This is a genomic window from Brevundimonas sp. NPDC046655 (assembly GCF_044901625.1).
Lineage (GTDB): Bacteria > Pseudomonadota > Alphaproteobacteria > Caulobacterales > Caulobacteraceae > Brevundimonas.
Genome location: NZ_JBJDPV010000005.1, coordinates 141794 through 161765 on the forward strand (window position 1 = coordinate 141794; position 19972 = coordinate 161765).

Annotated in this window: 21 protein-coding genes; 14 read left to right on the plus strand and 7 right to left on the minus strand. The window is 67.7% G+C overall.

The window, feature by feature from the left end:
• From lptC to ACI2KI_RS14265, 6 genes are all read left to right on the plus strand, one after another.
• The gene (gene lptC / locus ACI2KI_RS14240) at nucleotides 1-663 is read left to right on the plus strand and encodes an LPS export ABC transporter periplasmic protein LptC (protein WP_404621101.1); all 663 of its coding nucleotides are present in this window, start codon (nucleotides 1-3) and stop codon (nucleotides 661-663) included.
• Nucleotides 660-1145 carry an LptA/OstA family protein gene (locus ACI2KI_RS14245; protein ID WP_292083816.1) on the plus strand — a complete coding sequence of 162 codons (486 nt, stop codon included), beginning with the start codon at nucleotides 660-662 and terminating at the stop codon, nucleotides 1143-1145. Before lptC ends, ACI2KI_RS14245 begins: the two co-directional genes overlap by 4 nt.
• Before the next feature lie 6 nt (nucleotides 1146-1151).
• The gene (gene lptB / locus ACI2KI_RS14250; protein ID WP_292083817.1) at nucleotides 1152-1946 is read left to right on the plus strand and encodes an LPS export ABC transporter ATP-binding protein; all 795 of its coding nucleotides are present in this window, start codon (nucleotides 1152-1154) and stop codon (nucleotides 1944-1946) included.
• 108 nt (nucleotides 1947-2054) lie between these two features.
• Nucleotides 2055-3569, plus strand: coding sequence for an RNA polymerase factor sigma-54 (gene rpoN / locus ACI2KI_RS14255; protein ID WP_404621103.1), 1515 nt, complete (start codon nucleotides 2055-2057; stop codon nucleotides 3567-3569).
• Between the two features lie 76 nt (nucleotides 3570-3645).
• Entirely contained in the window at nucleotides 3646-4293 is a 648-nt protein-coding gene (gene hpf / locus ACI2KI_RS14260) for a ribosome hibernation-promoting factor, HPF/YfiA family (RefSeq protein ID WP_292083819.1), read from the plus strand.
• Between the two features lie 78 nt (nucleotides 4294-4371).
• On the plus strand, nucleotides 4372-4836 hold the full coding sequence (locus ACI2KI_RS14265) for a PTS sugar transporter subunit IIA (protein WP_292083820.1): 465 nt from the start codon (nucleotides 4372-4374) through the stop codon (nucleotides 4834-4836).
• Nucleotides 4837-4885: 49 nt separating this feature from the next.
• Here ACI2KI_RS14265 and ACI2KI_RS14270 read toward each other — a convergent pair whose 3' ends face one another.
• Both ACI2KI_RS14270 and ACI2KI_RS14275 read right to left on the minus strand, forming a co-directional pair.
• Nucleotides 4886-5140, minus strand: coding sequence for a DUF1150 family protein (locus ACI2KI_RS14270; RefSeq protein WP_404621105.1), 255 nt, complete (start codon nucleotides 5138-5140; stop codon nucleotides 4886-4888).
• A 58-nt stretch (nucleotides 5141-5198) separates the two neighbouring features.
• On the minus strand, nucleotides 5199-5618 hold the full coding sequence (locus tag ACI2KI_RS14275) for an Hsp20 family protein (protein ID WP_404621107.1): 420 nt from the start codon (nucleotides 5616-5618) through the stop codon (nucleotides 5199-5201).
• A 202-nt stretch (nucleotides 5619-5820) separates the two neighbouring features.
• Here ACI2KI_RS14275 and ACI2KI_RS14280 point away from each other — a divergent pair, with 202 nt between their 5' ends.
• Nucleotides 5821-6495, plus strand: a complete 675-nt coding sequence (locus ACI2KI_RS14280) for an OmpA family protein (RefSeq protein WP_292083823.1) — start codon at nucleotides 5821-5823, stop codon at nucleotides 6493-6495.
• A gap of 73 nt (nucleotides 6496-6568) precedes the next feature.
• Here the strand turns inward: ACI2KI_RS14280 and ACI2KI_RS14285 are convergent, their stop codons facing one another.
• Both ACI2KI_RS14285 and ACI2KI_RS14290 read right to left on the minus strand, forming a co-directional pair.
• Complete coding sequence (locus tag ACI2KI_RS14285) at nucleotides 6569-7885, minus strand: UDP-glucose dehydrogenase family protein (RefSeq protein WP_404621109.1); 1317 nt, start codon at nucleotides 7883-7885, stop codon at nucleotides 6569-6571.
• Between the two features lie 175 nt (nucleotides 7886-8060).
• A complete protein-coding gene (locus tag ACI2KI_RS14290) occupies nucleotides 8061-9221 on the minus strand; it encodes an OmpA family protein (RefSeq protein ID WP_390182447.1) in 1161 nt (386 codons plus the stop codon).
• 244 nt (nucleotides 9222-9465) lie between these two features.
• Here ACI2KI_RS14290 and ACI2KI_RS14295 point away from each other — a divergent pair, with 244 nt between their 5' ends.
• From ACI2KI_RS14295 to ACI2KI_RS14325, 7 genes are all read left to right on the plus strand, one after another.
• Nucleotides 9466-10788, plus strand: a complete 1323-nt coding sequence (locus ACI2KI_RS14295) for a glycosyltransferase family 4 protein (RefSeq protein WP_390182446.1) — start codon at nucleotides 9466-9468, stop codon at nucleotides 10786-10788.
• Nucleotide 10789: 1 nt separating this feature from the next.
• Nucleotides 10790-11713, plus strand: a complete 924-nt coding sequence (gene cysD, locus ACI2KI_RS14300; protein ID WP_404621111.1) for a sulfate adenylyltransferase subunit CysD — start codon at nucleotides 10790-10792, stop codon at nucleotides 11711-11713.
• Nucleotides 11713-13551 carry an adenylyl-sulfate kinase gene (gene cysC / locus ACI2KI_RS14305; RefSeq protein ID WP_404621113.1) on the plus strand — a complete coding sequence of 613 codons (1839 nt, stop codon included), beginning with the start codon at nucleotides 11713-11715 and terminating at the stop codon, nucleotides 13549-13551. The genes cysD and cysC overlap by 1 nt, the downstream gene beginning before the upstream one ends.
• Before the next feature lie 179 nt (nucleotides 13552-13730).
• Entirely contained in the window at nucleotides 13731-14504 is a 774-nt protein-coding gene (locus ACI2KI_RS14310; RefSeq protein ID WP_292082192.1) for an ABC transporter permease, read from the plus strand.
• A gap of 41 nt (nucleotides 14505-14545) precedes the next feature.
• Nucleotides 14546-15709: a chain-length determining protein gene (locus tag ACI2KI_RS14315; RefSeq protein WP_404621115.1), complete on the plus strand. Its 1164-nt coding sequence runs from the start codon at nucleotides 14546-14548 to the stop codon at nucleotides 15707-15709.
• Complete coding sequence (locus tag ACI2KI_RS14320) at nucleotides 15709-16380, plus strand: ABC transporter ATP-binding protein (protein ID WP_404621117.1); 672 nt, start codon at nucleotides 15709-15711, stop codon at nucleotides 16378-16380. Before ACI2KI_RS14315 ends, ACI2KI_RS14320 begins: the two co-directional genes overlap by 1 nt.
• Nucleotides 16377-17255 carry a hypothetical protein gene (locus ACI2KI_RS14325; RefSeq protein WP_404621119.1) on the plus strand — a complete coding sequence of 293 codons (879 nt, stop codon included), beginning with the start codon at nucleotides 16377-16379 and terminating at the stop codon, nucleotides 17253-17255. Before ACI2KI_RS14320 ends, ACI2KI_RS14325 begins: the two co-directional genes overlap by 4 nt.
• Here ACI2KI_RS14325 and rfbB read toward each other — a convergent pair.
• The 3 genes from rfbB to ACI2KI_RS14340 are packed head-to-tail and all read right to left on the minus strand — an operon-like array spanning nucleotide 17252 to nucleotide 19894.
• Nucleotides 17252-18301, minus strand: coding sequence for a dTDP-glucose 4,6-dehydratase (gene rfbB, locus ACI2KI_RS14330; protein WP_404621121.1), 1050 nt, complete (start codon nucleotides 18299-18301; stop codon nucleotides 17252-17254). The genes ACI2KI_RS14325 and rfbB overlap by 4 nt on opposite strands.
• A 31-nt stretch (nucleotides 18302-18332) precedes the next feature.
• A complete protein-coding gene (rfbC, locus tag ACI2KI_RS14335; protein WP_404621123.1) occupies nucleotides 18333-18920 on the minus strand; it encodes a dTDP-4-dehydrorhamnose 3,5-epimerase in 588 nt (195 codons plus the stop codon).
• A complete protein-coding gene (locus ACI2KI_RS14340) occupies nucleotides 18917-19894 on the minus strand; it encodes a cell wall hydrolase (RefSeq protein ID WP_404621125.1) in 978 nt (325 codons plus the stop codon). The genes rfbC and ACI2KI_RS14340 overlap by 4 nt, the downstream gene beginning before the upstream one ends.
• Between the last annotated feature and the right edge of the window lie 78 nt (nucleotides 19895-19972).

Below are 19972 nucleotides of genomic sequence, written 5' to 3' on the forward strand. Positions count from 1 at the left end.
ATGAGCGACCGCGACGCCCAGGAAGCACGCAAGCGCGCCGACGAGGCCCGGGTGGCCCTGGCCGGCGAGCGCTGGCGTGCGCGTTCGCGTCGGGTGAAGCTGTATCGTCGCGTCCTGCCCATCATCATCCTGATGCTGGCGGGCGGGGCCCTGACCTGGACCGTGTTTCGCACCGTCATGTCGGGCGTGGAGCGCAAGGCCAGCGAAAGCCGCCAGATCCGCCTGGACAACCCCATGTTCCATGGTCAGGACGCTCAGGGGCGCTCCTTCGTAATCGGGGCCAAGGGCGCGATCCGCGACCCGGCCACGGGCCACTTCCGCCTGGTCGGCCCCCTGCTCCGCCTGAACCTGGGCGGTCGCAAGGTGACGGAACTGACCGCCGACGGCGGCACCTATATCGAGACCAGCCGCAAGGTGGTGATCGGGCCGAACGTCAAGATATCCGACGGCGGCTCCGGCTTCGTCCTGACCACGCCGGAAGCCGTGGTCGACACCAACACCGGCGTGGTGACGGGCGACAAGGGCGTCCAGGGGCGAGGGCCCCTTGGAACGATCAATGCTTCGTCCTATGCCATCTATGATCAGGGCCAACGGGTCGTCTTCAGCGGCCAGGGCGAAAACAAGATGAGCGGGACCATCAATCCCGCGGGATCCGACAGATGACCATGTCCAAGTCGAACACCATGATCGCAGGCGCCGCCCTGCTGCTGGCCCTGACGGTCCCCGCGACCTCGGGCGCCCAGAGCAGCCGCGCCGACGCCTCCAAGCAGCCGGTCCAGTACGGCGCCGACGGCGGCGAATACACGCCCAACGGCTTCGCCCTGCGCGGCCGGGCCGAACTGACGCAAGGCGGCAACCGCCTGCGAGCCGACGCCATCTCCGGCGTCACGGCCAACGGCGACCTGAGCCGGGTCGAGGCGACAGGCAACGTCTATTTCGTCACCCCGGACCAGAGCATGCGCGGCGACCGCGCCGTCTACACCCTGAGCAACGCCGAGGTGGTGGTGACGGGCGACGTCATCCTGACCCAGGGCAAGAACGTCCTGACGGGCAATCGTCTCGTCTATAACGTCCGCACCGAGACCGCTCGCATGGAAGGCGGAAACGGCCGCGTGCAAGGCGTCTTCTATCCGCAAGGGAACTGACCCCGCTTGGCGCGCAAGGAACTCTCAGCCCTCAACCTCGATCAGACGGACGCCGTAGCGCCCGTCGCCGAAGAGGCGCGCCAGACCGGCCTGCGCGTCGAGCACATCGCCCGCAGCTTCGGTCAGCGTCAGGTGGTGCGCGACGTCTCCCTGACCGTCCAGCGCGGCGAGGTCTGCGGCCTGCTGGGCCCCAACGGCGCGGGCAAGACCACCTGCTTCTACATGATCACCGGCCTGATCCCGGCCGACAGCGGCGCGATCTGGCTGGACGGTGAAGAGATCACCCAGCAGCCCATGTATCAGCGCGCCCGCATGGGCCTGGGCTATCTGGCGCAGGAAGCCTCTATCTTCCGCGGGATGTCTGTCGAGCAGAACATCAAGGCCGTGGTCGAACTGCACGAGAAGACCGCCGCCGGGGTCCGCGACGAAACGACCCGCCTGCTGGAAGAACTGCGCATCGACCATCTGCGCCACGCCCCGGCCACGGGCCTGTCGGGCGGCGAGCGGCGCCGCGTCGAGATCGCCCGGGCGCTTGCCGCCCGGCCCAGCTTCATGCTGCTGGACGAACCCTTCGCCGGCATCGACCCCCTGGCCATCGCCGACATCCGTCATGTGATCCGCTATCTGTCCAGTCAGGGCATCGGCGTGCTGATCACCGACCACAACGTCCGCGAGACCCTGGACATCATCGACCGCGTCTCGATCATCTCGGCCGGTTCGGTCCTGTTCGAAGGCACCGCCGACGAGGCCGTTCACGACGCCGAGGTCCGCCGCGTCTATCTGGGCGAAATGTACGCCTGACGCGTTGCGGCCACCTGGCGAACCCGCCGTTCGCCAGACGTTAAGGTCTCTGCCGCACGATCCCAGCAAGAACCGGGCCACTTCGCCCGTCGGAGGGATTGAAGCGCCGTGATCGGTCAGAGGCTGGAGGTCAGACAGGGGCAGGGGCTGGTCATCACGCCCCAGCTGCAGCAGGCGATCAAGCTGCTGCAACTGTCGAACCTTGAGCTGGAGGCCTTCGTCGAGGGCGAGCTGGAACGCAATCCCCTGCTGCAACGCGACGAGGGCGAAGCCGGCGGCGACAGCTCCGCCGAAGCGGTCGAGGCCGCCGCATCAGGCGACGCCGCCGAGTTGCAGTTCACCGAGCCCTCGGGCGAGGCCGAGCAGGCCATGGATGCCCGCACCGAGGACCTCTATGACGACGCGCCCGGCGAACGCGACGTCGAGCGCAAGCGCGACGCGGGCGAAACCGGTGAACAGCCAGGCCTGTCCGACTGGTCGCGCGCGGGCGCCGGCGGCGGTCTGGACGGCGAGGGCATGGAGCGTCCCGACACCCGTGACGCCACCCTGTGGGAGCATCTTCAGGCCCAGGCCTCGTCCGCCGGTTTCAGCCCTGCCGACCACGCCATCGCCCTGACCCTGATCGACGCTACCGACGAGGGCGGCTATCTGCGCGGCGAATTGCAAGAGATCGCCGACCGGTTGGGCGTGGACCCGGCGCGTATCGAGGCGGTTCTGGCCGTCTGCCACGGCTTCGAGCCGACCGGCGTCATGGCCCGCTCGGCCCCTGAATGCCTCAAGCTTCAGCTGATCGAGCGCAACCGCTTCGACCCGGCCATGGAAGCCCTGCTCGACAATCTTGAGCTTCTGGCGCGCCGCGATCTGGCCGCCCTGCGCAAGGTCTGCGGCGTCGACGCCGAGGATCTGGCCGAGATGATCGCCGAGTTGAAAGGCCTGACGCCGCGCCCCGGCGCCGGCTTCGGCGGCGAGCCCGCCCAGACGGTCGTGCCCGACGTCCACGTGCGGCCGGATCCGGCCGGCGGCTGGCGGGTGGAGCTGAACACCGACACCCTGCCCCGCCTCCTGATGGACAAGCGCTATCACGGGGTCGTCGCGGCCGGGGCCCGTTCGGAGACCGAAAAAGCCTATGTCGCCGACTGCGCCGCCCAGGCCAGTTGGCTGGTCAAGTCGCTGGACCAGCGCGCCAAGACCATCCTGAAGGTCGCGTCCGAAATCGTGCGCCAGCAGGACGCCTTCCTGGCCTTCGGCGTCGAGTTCCTGCGCCCCCTGACGCTGAAGACGGTGGCCGACGCCATCGAGATGCACGAATCGACGGTCAGTCGCGTCACCTCGAACAAATACGTCGCCACCCCGCGCGGCGTTTTCGAGCTGAAATTCTTCTTCACGGCGGCCATCCAGTCGTCTGACGGCGGCGCCTCCCACTCGGCCGAAGCGGTCCGTCATCGGATCAAGACCATGATCGACGGCGAGGCTGCAGACGGCGACGTGCTGAGCGACGACCGGATCGTCGAGATCCTGAATGAGACCGGCATCGACATCGCCCGCCGCACCGTGGCGAAATATAGAGAAGCCCTTAGAATTCCGTCCTCTGTCCAGCGTCGACGCTTGCTGAAGGCCGGCTGATCACGCTGCGGCGAAGCGTCACCACAAATCGGTGATCGGCGTTGACACCAAACGCGACCCGTCGCGTTCTATGCCTATGCAGATCCAAGTCAGCGGCAAGCAAGTGGATGTCGGCGAAGCGCTAAGCTCGCGCATCTCCCAGGAACTCGAAGAGGGAGTCGGCAAGTATTTCGCCCGTGGCGGCGAAAACGCCGAGGTCGTGGTGTCCAAGGACCGTCACGGCTTCCGCGTCGATTGCTGGGTCCGTCTGGCCTCAGGCCAGAGCCTGGTGACGACCGGATTCGGCGGCGACGCCCAGGGCGCCTTCGCGGACAGCCTGGACAAGCTGGAAAAGCGCGTCCGTCGCTACAAGCGTCGCCTGAAAGACCATCACATCGGCCCCAAGGGTCTGTCGCCCGAGAAGACCGAGGATGCGGCCCGCGAAGTCGCCGCCATGACCGTCTTCCGCAACCCCGACACGGTCGAGGATGAGGCGTTCGGCGAGGCCGGCGCCCCGGATGAACCGCCGCCCGTCGGCATGGTCATCGCCGAAACCGAATCGGAAATCCGCACCATCACGGTCGGACGCGCAGTGCTGGAACTGGACATGACCGGCTATCCGATCGTCATGTTCCGTAACGCGGCGCACGGCGGCCTGTCGGTCGTCTATCGCCGTCCGGACGGCAATGTCGGCTGGATCGATCCGGAGCGGACGCTCAAGGCAAAGAACGGCTCAGGCGCGTAAGGCTTCCCCGCGGAGGGCGAAGGCGCTAGAAGACGCCTCGCCCTTCCGCAATGTCGGGTACCAAGGTTCGGGGTGATTATGGACATCGCTGATTTGCTGTCGTCGGGCGGGATCGTCCTGCGGGGCGGCGTGTCGTCCAAGCGACAGGCGCTGCATACCGTTGCCGAGGCCGCGTCGGTCGCGCTGGGCATTGACGAAGATCGGGCGCTGGACGCCCTGCTCGAGCGCGAAGCCCTGGGCTCGACGGGGCTCGGCTCCGGGGTGGCGGTGCCGCACGCGCGCATCAAGGGCCTGGACCGGGTCTGCGCCGTCTTCGTGCGCCTGGACACCCCGGTGGCCTACGAGTCGCTCGACGATCGCCCCGTGGACCTGATGTTCGCTCTGTTCGCCCCGCTGAACGCGGGCGCCGAGCATCTGCGGGCGCTGGCGGCGGTGTCGCGCGCCATGCGTTCGCCGGAACTGCGCGAACACCTGCGTCAGGCCCGCACGGTTGACGCCGTACGCGCGCTGTTCGTCAAGGACGCGCCCGCCACAGCCGCCTGAGGCGATTGCGCCCCCACGCCGGCAAACCGGCCGAACGCGCCTTCTGAAATCAGTGAACCGAGACCGGCTCCAGTTCATGGGCGGCGGCGGCGGCGAAGGCTGTCTCGCGATCCAGCATGACGGCCAGCCGCTCGCCGTCTGCGCCGTGGACCGCATAGAGAATCTGATCGGGATCAATGTCCACGCCGGGCCCGACCTCGACGTGCGCGTCCTCCATCAGGTCGGAAGCGCGAATGGCCCGCACATAGACCAGGTCGGGCGCGCCCAGACCGGCGAAATCTGTCTTGTTCATCACAGGCGTCATAGGACCGCCTCCTTACGCTTGACTGAACGCCCGGCCAGCCGGGCGGTTCGACGGCTTCTCAAGCCGTCGTGATCGGAATGCGGCGGACCTCCCGGTCCTGTTCAGGCCGAACCAGATCCACATGCAGCAGCCCGTGTTCAAGCTTCGCATCGGCCACCTCCAACCCGTCGGCCAGCACGAAACTGCGGACAAAACCGCGAGCCGCTATGCCGCGATGCAGGAAGGCCTGCTCGCCTCTGCCCGCCTCGTCGCGCTTGCCCGCGATGGTCAGCTGGCGACCGTCCAGGGTGATGGCCAGTTCATCCGGCGCGAACCCGGCCACGGCCAGGCTGATCCGCACCGCCGCGTCGCCGACCTGCTCGACATTGTAGGGCGGATAGCTTTCCGCGGCGGCCTTGGCCGCTCGGTCGATCAGGGCTCGGGTGTGATCAAAGCCCAGAAGGAAGGGGCTGTCGAACAGGATGGTGCGCGTCGTCATCGGTCCTCGCAAACAAGCGACCCGGTCGTCCATGTCCTCCCTGAGGCGGCGAGGGCGTGCGACCGTTTGCAACAAATGGTTATGGGCGGCGTCACGGTCAACCGCGCGGCTGGCTGTCGCCCTCATTCACGTGACATACAGGTTGGAACCTTCACCGTAGGGCTACGTTTTTCGGCCAGATCGCCGCAACAAAGGACATTCCATGCGCGCCAAGCTCATTGTCGCCAGCGTCAGCATCGCCGCCATGCTCGGCGCCGCCGCCTGCACCACGACCGACCCCTACAGCTCGACCCCGACCCGCAACAACACCGGCACCGGCGCCATCGCCGGCGCCCTGGGCGGCGCCCTGCTGGGCTATCTGACCAACACCTCCAGCGGAGAACAGGGCCGCAAGAACGCCCTGATCGGCGCCGGCATCGGTGCCCTGGCCGGCGCAGGCGTCGGCCAGTACATGGACCGCCAGCAGCGCGCGCTGGAAGCCGAACTGTCCGGCACCGGCGTCGGCGTGGCGCGTCAGGGCGACAACCTGGTTCTGCGCATGCCGTCCGACGTGACCTTCGCCACCAACCAGTCCAGCCTGGACAGCCGCTTCCTGCCGGTTCTCGACGACGTGGCTCGCGTGCTGCAGGAATACGACCGCTCGATGGTCGACGTCATTGGCCACACGGACGCCTCGGGCGGCGACGCCATCAACCAGCCGCTGTCGGAGCGCCGCGCCTCTTCGGTCGCCTCCTACCTGATCGACCGCGGCGTGATCCGCGAGCGCCTCTATGTCGCGGGCATGAGCGCTCGCAATCCGATCGCCTCGAACGACACCCCCCAGGGCAAGGCCCAGAACCGTCGCGTCGAGATTCTGATCCGCCCGTTCACGGGCTGATTGAGCGACATCGCTGAAGCGATCGAGGGCGGCGTCCCGACGCCGCCCTTTTTCGTGGTCGCCGCCCGCCCGGTCAGGCCTTGTCGGGGCGACCGATCGACGAGTAGCGGAACCCGCGCGCCTTCATGTCTTCGGGGCGATAGACATTGCGCAGATCAACCATGACGGGCTGCTTCAGCAGCAGTTTGATCCGGTCCAGATCCAGGGCGCGGAACTGGTCCCACTCGGTCAGGATGACCACCACGTCGGCGCCTTCGACCGCGTCATAGGGACCGTCGCGGAAGGCGACGCCGTCCAGCAGCTTGGACGCCTCATGCATGCCCTCGGGGTCAAAGGCCTGGACCGTCGCCCCCATGGCCATCAAGGCCGGCGCCACGTCCAGCGACGGCGCGTCGCGCATATCGTCGGTGTTGGGCTTGAAGGTCAAACCCAGCAGGGCGACCGTCTTGCCCCGAAGGTCGTTTCCGCCCAGGGCGGCGGCGACTCGGTCAGCCATGCCCTTCTTGCGCGCGTCGTTCACCTCGACCGTGGTTTCGATCAACCGCAACGGCGATCCGGCGTCGGTGGCGGTGCGAACCAGGGCCAGGGTGTCCTTGGGGAAGCAGGAGCCGCCGTAGCCCGGCCCGGCGTGCAGGAATTTGGACCCGATTCGATTGTCCAGGCCGATTCCGCGCGCCACCTGCTGCACGTCGGCGCCCAGGCTCTCGCACAGGTCGGCCATCTCGTTGATGAAGGTGATCTTCAGCGCCAGGAAGGCGTTGGCGGCGTACTTCGTCAGTTCGGACGTGCGCCGGCCGGTGAAAAGGATCGGCGTCTCGTTGAGGTTCAGCGGACGGTAGAGCTCGGTCATGACCGGGCGGGCGCGCTCATCCTCAAGACCGACCACGACGCGATCCGGGCGCTTGAAGTCGCCGATGGCCGCGCCTTCGCGCAGGAATTCGGGATTGGACACCACGGCGAAGTCGGCGTCCGGACGCCGGGCGCGAATGATGCGCTCGATCTCGTCGCCGGTGCCGACCGGCACCGTGGACTTGGTGACGACCACCGTGAAGCCGTCGATCAGGTCGGCGATCTCTTCGGCGGCGGCATAGACGTAGGACAGGTCGGCGTGACCGTCGCCGCGGCGCGAAGGCGTGCCGACGGCGATGAAGACGGCGTCCGCCGCGCGAATCGCCTCGGCGCCGTCCAGGGCGAAGGACAGGCGGCCGTCGCGCACATTGGTCGCGACCAGATCCTCAAGGCCCGGCTCATAGATCGGCATCCGCCCGGCGTTCAGATGATCGATCTTGGCGGCGTCCTTGTCGACGCAGGTCACCACGTGGCCGAAGTCGGCGAAACAGGCCCCGGAAACAAGCCCGACGTAGCCGGTGCCGATCATTGCGACGCGCATGCAGTCATCCTCTTGATGCAGTCAGGCCGAGATAACGTTCAAGCATGACGTTTGCCAGTCAACCGGCAGGGCTGCGGACAAAGAAAAAGGGCGGCCGACCCGATGGGATCGACCGCCCTCAATCTTATCGACCTTCGAGATCATCGGGACCGGCGTGAACCGGTCCCTCTGAACCTTAGAAGTTGATGTCGATGGTGGCGCGACGGTTGAGCGGCTCGCGCACGCCGTCAGCGGTGGCCTTGGCCGGGGCGGTTTCACCCTTGCCGTCGACGGCGATGACGCCGCCGTTGACGCCTTGGGCGACCAGGGCGTCGGCGACGGTGCGCGAACGACGGTTGGACAGACCCAGGTTGTAGGCCGCGTTACCCGAGGTGTCGGCGTGACCGACGACCAGGATGCGGGTCGGCGCGCCCGACTTGGCGTAGTTGGCGGCTTGCGTCACCACCGAACGGGCCTCAGCCGTCAGGTCCGAGCGATCCCAGTCGAAGTAGACCACGAACTGACGCGCAGCCGGCTTGGCCGGAGGCGGCGGCGGCGGCGGCGGGGGCGGCGGGGGCGGAGGCGGCGGGGGCGGCGGCGGGGGCGGCGGCGGCGGGGGAGCAGCCGGCTCGGCGCCGAAGGCGTAGCGCAGACCCAGGGTCACGGTGTGCGACTGGTCGTAGTCGCCGGCCATTTCGCCGAAGGCGTTGGACGCGGTGTTCGTGAAGGTCGCGAACTCGGCGTCGCCCGTCAGGTAGCGATAGGTCAGGTCGATGTTGGCGCGGTCCGAAACGGCCCAGGCCAGACCGGCGATCGCCTGAGCGGCGAACTTGGTCGAGCTGTCGTCGGCGGCGAAGGCCACGGTCGGGTTCTGACGCAGGCGGCCGACGACGTCGGTGTTGACGTGGTTGGCGCCGACGCCGAGGCCGACGAACGGACGGATGCTGCCGGCCGAGTAGCCGAAGTCATAGATGACGTTGGCCATCACGGTGGTCGAGGTGATGTCGCCGTCGGGCGAGTAGCACGGACCGGTGGCGGGCGTGATGTTGCACAGGCCTTGCGGGCCCGAGACGGCGCGCACGGTGCCGATGTCGCCCGAGCGGTAGCCGCCTTCCAGTTCAACGCGCCAGTTGGGGTTGAAGCGGTAGCCGAGGCGGGCGAAGGCGGCCCAGCCGTCGTTGACTTCCCAGTTCCAGTTGGAACCGCGGGTCGACGACTCGGTGTTGATGTCGTCGATGATGTGGTAGCCGGCGTCGACGGCGCCGTACCAGCCGTCCGGCTCAGCCGAAGCGGCGCCAGCCGACAGGGCCAGAGCCGCCGCCGCGCTAGATGCCAGGATCAAACTCTTGACGCGCATGGATGCGGCCCTCCGAGATCTGTTGTTCGTGGACGACGGATACGTCGCCTACCCCACTCCCTATCAGCGTTGCCGTGAGCGGTCGAGCGCGAAACGCCCGATTTACCGAAGGTTGCAACACACCGTGGCCGACGGGCTACAGGATTTAACAGCACGTTAAGGCGCGCATTACCCGCTGATAGGAACTTGACCTGCGCCCCGCCCTGTCGTCCACATCGCCCGAACGTTCGCCCCTCGGGATTTCATGACTTCCATCTGCATCGACGGTTTCAACCTGGCCCTGGCCAAGGGGACGGGCATCGCGACCTATGGGCGAAACCTGCTCGACAGCGCGCGCGCCGTCGGCTTCGGCACCCAGGTACTCTATGGTCCGACAGCGCGCCGCCGTGACGACAATCTGCTGAACGAAACCTCGCTGGTGGACGCCGAGCGCCCGCCACAACGGCTGAACCGGAAACAAAAGGTCCAGCGTTTCGCCGACACCTTTACGTCGCGATACGGCCGAACCGCCCATTCCATCCTGCCTTCGGGCGAGGTCATCTGGCCGGCGCGATCCGGAGGGCGTCCGGCCGCCGATCGTTTCTGGGCTGCCCGCGACCTGTTCACCCACGCCAACCGTTGCTTCTCGGCCTACGGCAAGGAGACACCCGTCTCGTTCGAGACCTCAGCCGCCGCCCCCGCTCCGGACGTCATGCACTGGACCGCCACCTTGCCGCTGCACGCACGCAAGGTTCCCAACATCTACACCATCCACGACCTGATCCCGTTGCGCCTGCCGCATACGACCCTGGACGACAAGGCCACCTATCGAGCCCTGTGTGACGCGATCGCGCGCCGCGCCGACCATATCGCCGTGGTTTCGGAGACGACCCGCCAGGACGTCATCCGCCTGCTCGGCGTCAGCGAAGATCGCGTCACCAACACCTATCAGGCCGTCAGCCTCCCCGAAAAGCTGACCTCGCGCAGCCAGGCCGACGTCACTCTGGAACTGGAGGGCGTCTTCAACCTGGGCTGGAAGGGCTATTTCCTCCACTTCGGCGCCATCGAACCCAAGAAGAACCTGGGCCGTATCGTCGAGGCCTACCTGGCCTCGGGCAGCCAGACGCCTCTGGTCATCATCGGCGGCCGCGCCTGGCTGGACGAGGGCGAGACCGCCCTTCTGAACCAGGTGAAGCGCGACGGCGGCCCCAGCGCCGACCGTATCCGCCAGTATGAGTACATGCCCTTCTCCATGCTGATCAGCCTGATCCGGGGCGCCAAGGCCACTCTCTTCCCCTCGCTTTACGAGGGCTTCGGCCTGCCGGTGCTGGAGTCCATGGCCCTGTCCACGGCCGTGCTGACCTCGACCGGCGGATCCCTGCCGGAAGTGGCGGGCGACGCCGCCGTGGTCGTCGATCCCTATGACGTTCAGGCCCTGACGCGCGGCATCCGGGCCCTGGACGCCGACGAGGGACTGCGCCTGGACCTGCAGGCGCGCGGCCTGATCCAGGCGGGCAAGTTCACGCCCGAAGCCTACCAGGCCCGTCTCAAGGACCTCTATGGCAAGGTCGGGGTCTCGGCGGCCTGAAATGACGCGCCCCCTCGCCGCCCCAGAGCGACTGAGCCACCTGCAGCGGCTTGAAGCCGAGAGCATCCACATCCTGCGCGAGGTGGCGGCCGAGTGCGCCCGCCCCGTGCTGCTTTATTCCATCGGCAAGGACTCGGCGGCCCTGCTGCATCTGGCCCGCAAGGCCTTCTATCCGGCGCCCCCGCCCTTCCCCCTGCTGCACGTGGACACGACGTGGAAGTTCCGCGCCATGTACGCCCTGCGCGACCGGATGGCGGCCGAGAGCGGCGCACGGCTGATCGTGCACCACAACCCCGAGGCCCAGGCGCAGGGAATCAATCCCTTCGACCATGGCTCTGCGGTCCACACCGACATGTGGAAGACACAAGGGCTGAAGCAGGCGCTGGACCTGCACGGCTTCGACGCCGCCATCGGCGGGGCCCGCCGCGACGAGGAGGCCAGCCGCGCCAAGGAGCGCATCTTCTCCTTCCGCGGCCCCGGCCACCGCTGGGACCCACGCCGTCAAAGGCCGGAACTGTGGAGCCTCTATAATGCGCGGGTCGCGCCGGGCGAGAGCATGCGCGTCTTCCCCCTGTCCAACTGGACCGAGATGGACGTGTGGGAATACGTGGCCCTGGAGAAGATCCCCGTCGTAGACCTCTATTTCGCCGCCGAGCGCCCCGTGGTTCGGCGCGACGGCGCCCTGATCGTGGTCGACGACGAGCGGATGCGGTTGGCCCCCGGCGAGACGCCCGAGATGAAGTCGGTGCGGTTCCGAACCCTCGGCTGCTACCCCCTGTCGGGCGCCGTCGAGAGCACGGCCACGACCCTGGACGCCGTCATCGCCGAGATGCGCGCCTCGCGCAGCTCCGAACGTCAGGGACGGCTGATCGACCGCGACCAGGCCGGGTCGATGGAGAAGAAGAAGCAGGAGGGCTATTTCTGATGACGTCCTCGACGCTTCAGCGTGACACCCTGCGCTTCATAACCTGCGGCTCGGTGGACGACGGCAAGTCGACCCTGATCGGCCGCCTGCTGCATGACGCCGGCGCCGTGCCCGACGATCAGATCGCGGCCCTGCGCGACGCCGACGGGCGGCTGGACTTCTCCCTGCTGGTGGACGGCCTTCTGGCCGAGCGCGACCAGGGCATCACCATCGACGTGGCCTATCGCTACTTCTCGACGCCGCGTCGCCAGTTCATCGTCGCCGACACCCCCGGGCATGAGCAGTACACCCGCAACATGGCCACCGGCGCCTCGACCGCCGACGCGGCCGTGGTCCTGGTCGACGCGCGCAAGGGCGTGCTGACCCAGACACGGCGGCATAGCCACATCGTCGCCTTGCTCGGCGTGCGCCATGTCGTCCTGGCGGTGACCAAGATGGACATGGTCGCCTGGTCGCAGGACGCCTTCGACGCCATCGCCGCCGACTACCTCGCCTTCGCCGAGGCCGCCGGACTGCCCGCACCGACCGTCATTCCCGTGTCCGGCGTGACCGGCGACAACCTGGTCCGGCGCGGCGAAGCGGCCGAATGGTACGCGGGACCGACCCTGCTGGAAGTCCTGGAAGGCCTGCCGCCTATCGCCGAAACAGCCCGACCGTTCCGCATGGCGGTTCAGGGTGTGAATCGGCCCAACCTCGACTTCCGCGGCTATACGGGCCGCATCAACAGCGGCGTTGTGCGTGTCGGCGACGCGGTCGCCGTCTCGCCCTCGGGCGTTCGCTCGCATGTGGAGCGCATCGTCGTCATGGGCGGCGACCTGCCGCAGGCGCGGGCCGGCCAGTCCGTCACCCTGACCTTCACCGACGAGATCGACGTGTCGCGCGGCGACGTCCTGGCCGCCGCCGACGCGCCGCTGGAGGCGGCCGACCAGTTCGAGGCTACGCTCATCTGGATGGCCGAGGCGGAAATGGTCTCAGGCCGCGTCTATGACCTGAAGATCGGGGCGCGCACCGTCCCGGCCCAGATCACCGACATCCGTCACCGCGTGAACGTCAACACCCAGGAGAAGCTTGCGGCGCGTTCGCTGGCGCTGAACGACATCGGCGTCTGTCACCTGTCGCTGGGTCAGGACGTGGCCTTCGAGCCCTATGAGGTCGAGCGCGAGCTGGGCGCCTTCATCCTGATCGACCGGCTGACGCGGGCCACGGTCGGCGCAGGCATGATCCGCTTCGCCCTGCGTCGCGCCCACAACATCCATCGCCAGGCCATCAAGGTGGATCGCAATCAGCGCGCGGCGCTCAAGGGCCAGAAGGCCGCAGTGGTCTGGCTGACCGGCCTGTCGGGGTCCGGCAAGTCCACCATCGCCAACCTGGTCGAGGAACGGCTGACGGCGGAGGGGCGGCACGCCTATCTGATCGACGGCGACAACCTGCGGCACGGCCTCAGCCGCGACCTGGGTTTCACCGAGGCCGACCGGGTCGAGAACATCCGGCGGGCGGCCGAGGTCGCACGGATGATGGCCGACGCCGGCCTGATCGTCCTGGTGTCGCTGATCTCGCCCTTCCGAGCCGAGCGCCAAATGGTTCGCGACATGATGCCGGACGACGAGTTCCTGGAAGTCTTCGTCGATGCGCCCCTCGCAGTGGCGGAGGCGCGCGACGTCAAGGGGCTCTACGCCAAGGCCCGTCGCGGCGAGATCGCCAACTTCACCGGCGTCAGCAGCCCCTATGAGCCGCCGACCGAGCCGGACCTGCATCTTCAAACGGACGGGATGAGCCCCGCCGAAGCCGCGAACGCCGTCATCGCCCGCCTGCGCACCGACCAGCGACTGGCAGGATAGATCCGCAAACCGGTCGAACGACCGCCGGGGTCTGAAAACGCCGTAAAACTTCCTCCATGCCAGGGCGAGATCGCTTGCGCTTGCGACGACGCAAGCTATGGTCGCGGCGTGATCACGCTCATGGTAAAGGCTGTTTTCACGCTCGATTTTCTCGCGCTTGGCGCGCCTCAAATGCCCTGATGTTCGAACCCATCGTCCGCCATTTCCGAATCCTTGGCGCACTCATCATGCGCGAGATGGCGACGCGTTTCGGACGCGAAGGGCTGGGCTTCGCCTGGGTCGTCGGCGAACCTCTGATCTTCTGCTTCGGCGTTCTGATCCTCTGGGGCGTCACCAAGCCCGCCTATGAACACGGGGTGCGGCTCGCGCCCTTCGTCATGACCGGCTATATGTCGCTGATCCTGACCCGTCACATGATCGGTCTTCTCGGCGGCGCGCTCCAGGCGAACCTGGGGCTGCTCTATCACCGCCAGATCTCCGCGCTGCACATCTTCGGCGCGCGTATTCTGCTGGAACTGGGCGGGGCCACCGCCGCCTTCTTCATCGTCTATGTGGTGCTGTTCTGCCTCAAGCAGGTCGGCCTGCCCCACAACTATCTGCTGCTCTACGCTGGCTGGTTCCTGCTGGCCTGGATCTCTTGCGGCTTCGCCCTCATTCTCACGGGCCTCGCCATGCGCTATGAGACGTTCGAGCGCGTCGTGGGCCTGATCAGCTACATCCTGATCCCGGTTTCGGGCGTGTTCTTCATGGTGGCCTGGCTGCCGCCGGGGGTCCGCGACCTCTACCTCTACGTCCCCTTCCCGCATGGGGTGGAGATGATTCGGGCAGGCGTCTTTGGGGAATTCGTGCCGACCTACTACGATCCGCTCTACGCGCTCGCGGTGGGCTCCGTTTTCAATATTCTGGGTCTGGTGCTGATCGCCGGAGCCCGAGACCGCATCTCGGCTGAGTAAAAGACATCGTCCGACCATGAAACACATCACCCAGAAGACGAATGGCTGACACCAACCTGACCTATCTCGGCGCGGCCGAAGAACCGCGCATCGCGCCCAAGGCCAAGCCTTCGTGGCGCAAGCGGCTGCCGCTCGGTTTCCTGATCGTGGTCGGGATCCCCAGCCTGGTGGGCGGCGTCTATTACGGCCTGATCGCCTCGCCCCGGTACGTCTCGGAATCCCATTTCGTGGTCCGTTCGGCCAATTCGGCTCAACCGACAGGGCTTGGCATTGCTCTGCAGGGCGTGGGTCTGTCCACCGGCATGAACGATGCTTTCGCGGTGCACGAGTATCTCGACTCGCGTGACAGCCTGAAGGTCCTCCAGACGCGCTTCGACCTGAAGGCCATGCTCACCGGACCGAAGGTCGACTGGTTCTCGCGCACGCCGCGCCCGTGGGAGGGCACAAGCGAGGAAGCCCTGTACAAGGGCTTCAAACGCTACCTGACGGTCGGATATGACGCCGCCTCGGGCATCAGCACCCTTCGGGTCGAGGCGTTCAGCGCCAAGGACGCGGCGACGATTAACGCCGCCATGCTGGACAGCGGCGAGGCCCTGATCAATCGCCTCAACGAACGCTCGGCCGCAAATGCGGTACGCGACGCTCGCGTCTCCTTCGACCACGCTCGCGCCGAGGTGGCCGCGTCGCAGCAGGCTCTTACCGCCCTTCGCAACAGCGCCCAGTTCATCGACCCTCGCGCCGCCGTGACTGAAACGACCGAGGTCGTGGCCGGCCTGCTGGTGACCATCGCCCAGCTGCGCGCCGATCGGGCGCAACTGGCGGCCGAAGCCCCCTCCAGCCCGCAACTGCCCATCCTTGACAGCCGGATCGCCGCCTATGAGCGGCAGGTCGCGGAAGCCCGCGCCAAGGCCACCGGCAGCGCCTCGTCGCTGGCGCCCAAGGTCGGCGCCTACGAGGACCTGGTGATGCGCCGCGAGATCGCGGACAAGGTCTTGGCCCAGGCCACCGCCGCCCTGCTGAGCGCTGAACAGGAAGCACGTCGCCAGAAGCTCTACCTCGAACGCATCGTGGCGCCGAGCCAACCGGACAAGCCGACCCAACCCCGACGCTTCCTGGCCTTCCTGACCGTCTTCGCCTCGTCGCTGCTGGTTTACGCCGTGGGTTGGCTCATCTGGGCCGGCGTACGGGAGCACAGGCAGGACTGATGCAGACCCCCGAGGTTCCCGGTCTGCGCGTCATCGATGTCGGAAAGACCTACCACGGCGCCCGCAAGCCACTGTTCAAGAACATCAACTTTGATCTTGGCACGTCGGGGCGACTGGCGATTCTCGGCCGCAACGGTCAGGGCAAGTCCACCCTGATCAAGATGCTGGGCGGCGTCCTGCCCGAAACCGAGGGCCGGATCGAATGGCGGATGTCGTCGTCCTGGCCGATCGGCTTCGGCGGCGGCTTCCAGGGCAGCCTATCGGGCCTCGACAACGTCCGCTTTCTCGCGCGCCTATATGACCGCGACTACCACCAAATGCTGGAGCGGGTGGATGACTTCGCCGAACTGGGCAAGGCGTTGCGCGACCCGGTTAAGCACTACTCCTCGGGGATGCGCGCGCGTCTGGCCTTCGGCCTGTCGCTGGCCATTGAATTCGATTGCTATCTGATCGACGAACTGGTCGCCGTGGGCGACGCCCGTTTCCAGCGCAAATGTCAGGAAGCTCTGTTCGAGCACCGCGCACACCGCGCCTTCCTGATGGCGTCCCACGACACCCATCTGATCGCCAACTATTGCGACCGCGCGCTGATCATCGAAGGCGGGCGGGCCAAGGTGTTCGACGACATCGACGAGGCGGTTGAGGTCTATACCTGGTTGCGCGCCGCGTGAGTTCTTCCCCCTCTTCGCAAGCGCGATGGATCGTCCTTCCGCCCTTCCGTCATGACGCCACCTGGCGCGCGGCCGTCGCGAGCGCCGCGGCTGAAGCGGGCCTGCGACTTCACGACCTCGACGCCGACCCGCAAAACGCGCCCCTTGGCGATGCCAAGGCCGTCATCCTGACCGCCGATGCGCAGCAGCCCCTGGCCGCCGGCGTGCCCGCCGAGGCCCTGGCGGGCCTGATCGCCGGACCGGGCATGCATCTGGACGGCGACGAGGCGCCCGACGCGATCCCTCCTCATATCGCCGTCTACACCGACCTGATGGGGCGGACCGATCTGTTGCCGGCCCATCGCCTATTCCGCAGCCGCGACTTCGCCTCGGGCGCGGTCGAGATCTTCCCGGGCCTGAAGCTTCATCGCCCGACGATCGCGCCTTCCAGGCCCTTGTCGCCTCGTCTGCAGGCCGTCACCGAGGCCGTCGCCCTGCTGGACCCGGCTTCGCCCAAGGCTGTCTGGGCGCCGGATCTGTTCAACTATGATTCGCGCATCGTCCCGGGCGGGACACGCGGTCAGCTGGACCTGACCGGTCGCCCTCGCTTCCTGATCACCGGTCCCTACATCACCATGCCGCCGGGCCGGTGGCGCGCGACCTATCGCCTGACTTTCGACGCCAAGGGCAGCCGACCACGTTTCCGTGTCGATTGGGGCGGCCAGACCGACTACCTGTCGGAAGAGTTCGTGCCCGGCCGGGCCGGCGTGTTCGAGATCGTACAGGACTATGTCTGGACCGAACGCTCGGTTTGCGAGCTTCGGGTCGTGGTGCTGGAGGGCGTGTTCGACGGGCGCATGACCTTCAGCGGCGCCGAGATCGAACGGATCGGCTAGAGCCGGCCCAGACGGGCCAGCCCCTGAGGGTCGGCCACCAGGGGCGCCCACCAGGCCTCATGGTCGAGATACCACCGCACCGTGCGCTCCAGGCCCTGGTCAAGGTCGACCTTCGGCGCCCAGCCCAGCTCCGCACGGATCAGGGCGGCGTCAATGGCGTAGCGGCGATCATGCCCGGGGCGGTCCTCGACCATCTGAATGCGATCCGCATAACGGCCGCCGCCCGGCGCGGGCCGCAGCCGGTCCAGCACCGCACAGAGTGCATGAACCAGTTGCAGGTTGGTGCGCTCGGCGTCGCCGCCGACGGCATAGGTCCGACCCGGCGCGCCGCGTTCAAGAATGTCGGCAAGCGCCCGGGCGTGGTCCTCGACGAACAGCCAGTCGCGCACATTGGCGCCGTCGCCATAGACCGGCAGGGTCTCGCCGCGCAGGGCGCGCAGGATCATGGTCGGGATCAGCTTCTCGGGAAATTGGCGGGCGCCGTAGTTGTTGGAGCAGTTGCTGATCATCACCGGCAGGCCGAAGGTGTGGCCCCAGGCGCGAACCAGATGATCCGACGCCGCCTTGGACGCCGCATAGGGCGAGCGCGGGTCATAAGGGCTGGCCTCCGAGAACCGTCCCTCGTCGCCCAGCGAGCCGAAGACCTCGTCCGTCGAGACGTGCAGGAAACGGAAGGCGTCAGCGGCCTCACCCGACAGGGCGCGCCAGGTCGTCAGCGCCTGATCCAGCAGCACCTGGGTTCCCACGACATTGGTGCGCACGAAGACGGCAGGGCCGTCGATCGAGCGGTCGACGTGGGTCTCGGCCGCCAGATGGGCCACGGCCTCGGGCTGAAAGTCGGCGAAGACGGCGGCGACGGCCGTCGAATCGGCGATGTCGGCGCGCACGAAGCTGTAGGCCGGGTCGCCTTCCAGTTCACTCAGCGAGGCGAGCACGCCGGCATAGGCCAGCAGGTCCAGAACGCGAACCTCATGGCCGCGCGCCAGCAGTTCGCGCGTCAGGGCCGAGCCGATGAAGCCGGCGCCGCCGGTCAGCAATATCCTCAACGCTCGTCTCCTTGGCCGCCGCCGAACAGGGCTAGCGGCTGATGCGGCCGAGGTCCACGACCGACAGGCTCATGGGGGTCTCGCCGTCGAAGGGCGTGTCCAGATCGCGCAGGCGCGGCCAGTGCCGGTCGCGCTCGGCCAGCACGGCCTCGGCGGCCGCCACCGGCCAGGCGATGTTCAGGTCGGGGTCGTCCCACGCCAGACCCGCTTCATGCGCGGGCGCATAGGCGGCCGTGACCTTGTAGGCCACCTCGGTCCCGGGCTGCAGGGTGACGAAGCCATGGGCGAACGAGGGCGGCACGAACAGCTGGTCGCCGCTCTGCGCCGACAGTTCGACCGCGTGATGCTGGCCGAAGGTCGGCGATCCGGCGCGCAGGTCCACCACCACATCGAGGATGGCGCCGCGCACGCAACGCACCAGCTTGGCCTGGGCATAGGGCGGGTGCTGAAAATGCAGGCCGCGGATCACCCCGGCCGGCTCGGAACGCGAATGATTGTCCTGCACGAAGTCGCAATCGATCCCGGCGGCGTGAAAGCGCGCGCGCGACCAGGTCTCGGAAAACCAGCCCCGCTCGTCCCCGTAGCGCGGGGTCCGCAGCAGGACGACGTCGCCCGTCACGACCCCGCCGGAGCGGAAGGCTCGCTGGGGGCCGCCTGGGCCGTCATCAGCGTATAGGCCCGGTCCAGCGCGTCATTGCGCACGAACAGCAGACCGGACCGCGCCGGTTCGCGTTCCCGCTCCCAGGCGCCGGGATTGGTCCCGCCGTTCAGCGGCGCGCCGTAGAAGATATGGGCGCCGATCTGGCGCACGCGGGCCAGCCGCGAACCCCAGGAAGGACGCACATAGTTGGCGTGATAGTTGACCGAGTTCTTGGGCAGCTGGCTGGCGGAGCGGCCCTCATAGACCTCGCGGGCGATGCGCTCGGCGCGGGCCCAGGCCATCGGGTTGACCGCGCGCCGTCCGATCGAGCCGTCGCAGGTGAAGGTGAACTGGCAGGTGCGGCTGTTGCGCTGATAGACGACCTCGCAAACCCGCTTGGGATAGGCGCGGTGGCGCGACCGGTTCAGCACCACCTCGGCGACCGCCGCCTGACCAGCCTCGCTCTCGTTGCGGGCCTCGTAATAGATGGCCTGGGTCAGGCACTCCAGGTCGTTGTCCGGCACGCGCGGCGGCGTCTTCAGGTCCAGATAGGGCGGCGTATAACCGGTCCGGCGCACGGACGGCGCGGCGTTCGCATTGACCGGCGGCGGGGCGAAGCTCGCGGTCGGCTCGGCGCGGACAGGCCTCGCCGCGACGCGATCGGCTGACGCGGAACGTCTCACCTCGGCGCGACGGCGCTGGGCGGCGGCGGGAGCGTCGGTCAGACGGACGCCCTTGCCGTCCTTGACCATGGTCTGGAGGCGAGCGTTCAAGCGCGCGCGACGGTCATGGTCGCTCTCGACCGGCGCTGCGGCGACGGCTGCGGGGGCATAGGCGGGGATCGGCTTGATCGCGCCGGGTTCGGCCTGGGCGAAGCGGGCGTGATTGGCCAGGCCCGCCCAGACGGCGCACCCCAATCCCCCTGCGATCAGCACCGAGGCGACGCCGCGCATCATCCCCCCCAAAGAACCAAGCCGACTGCATACCAGCCGGGACCGTCAGCGCCAAGCTGAGGCGTGGCTTCGCCCGAT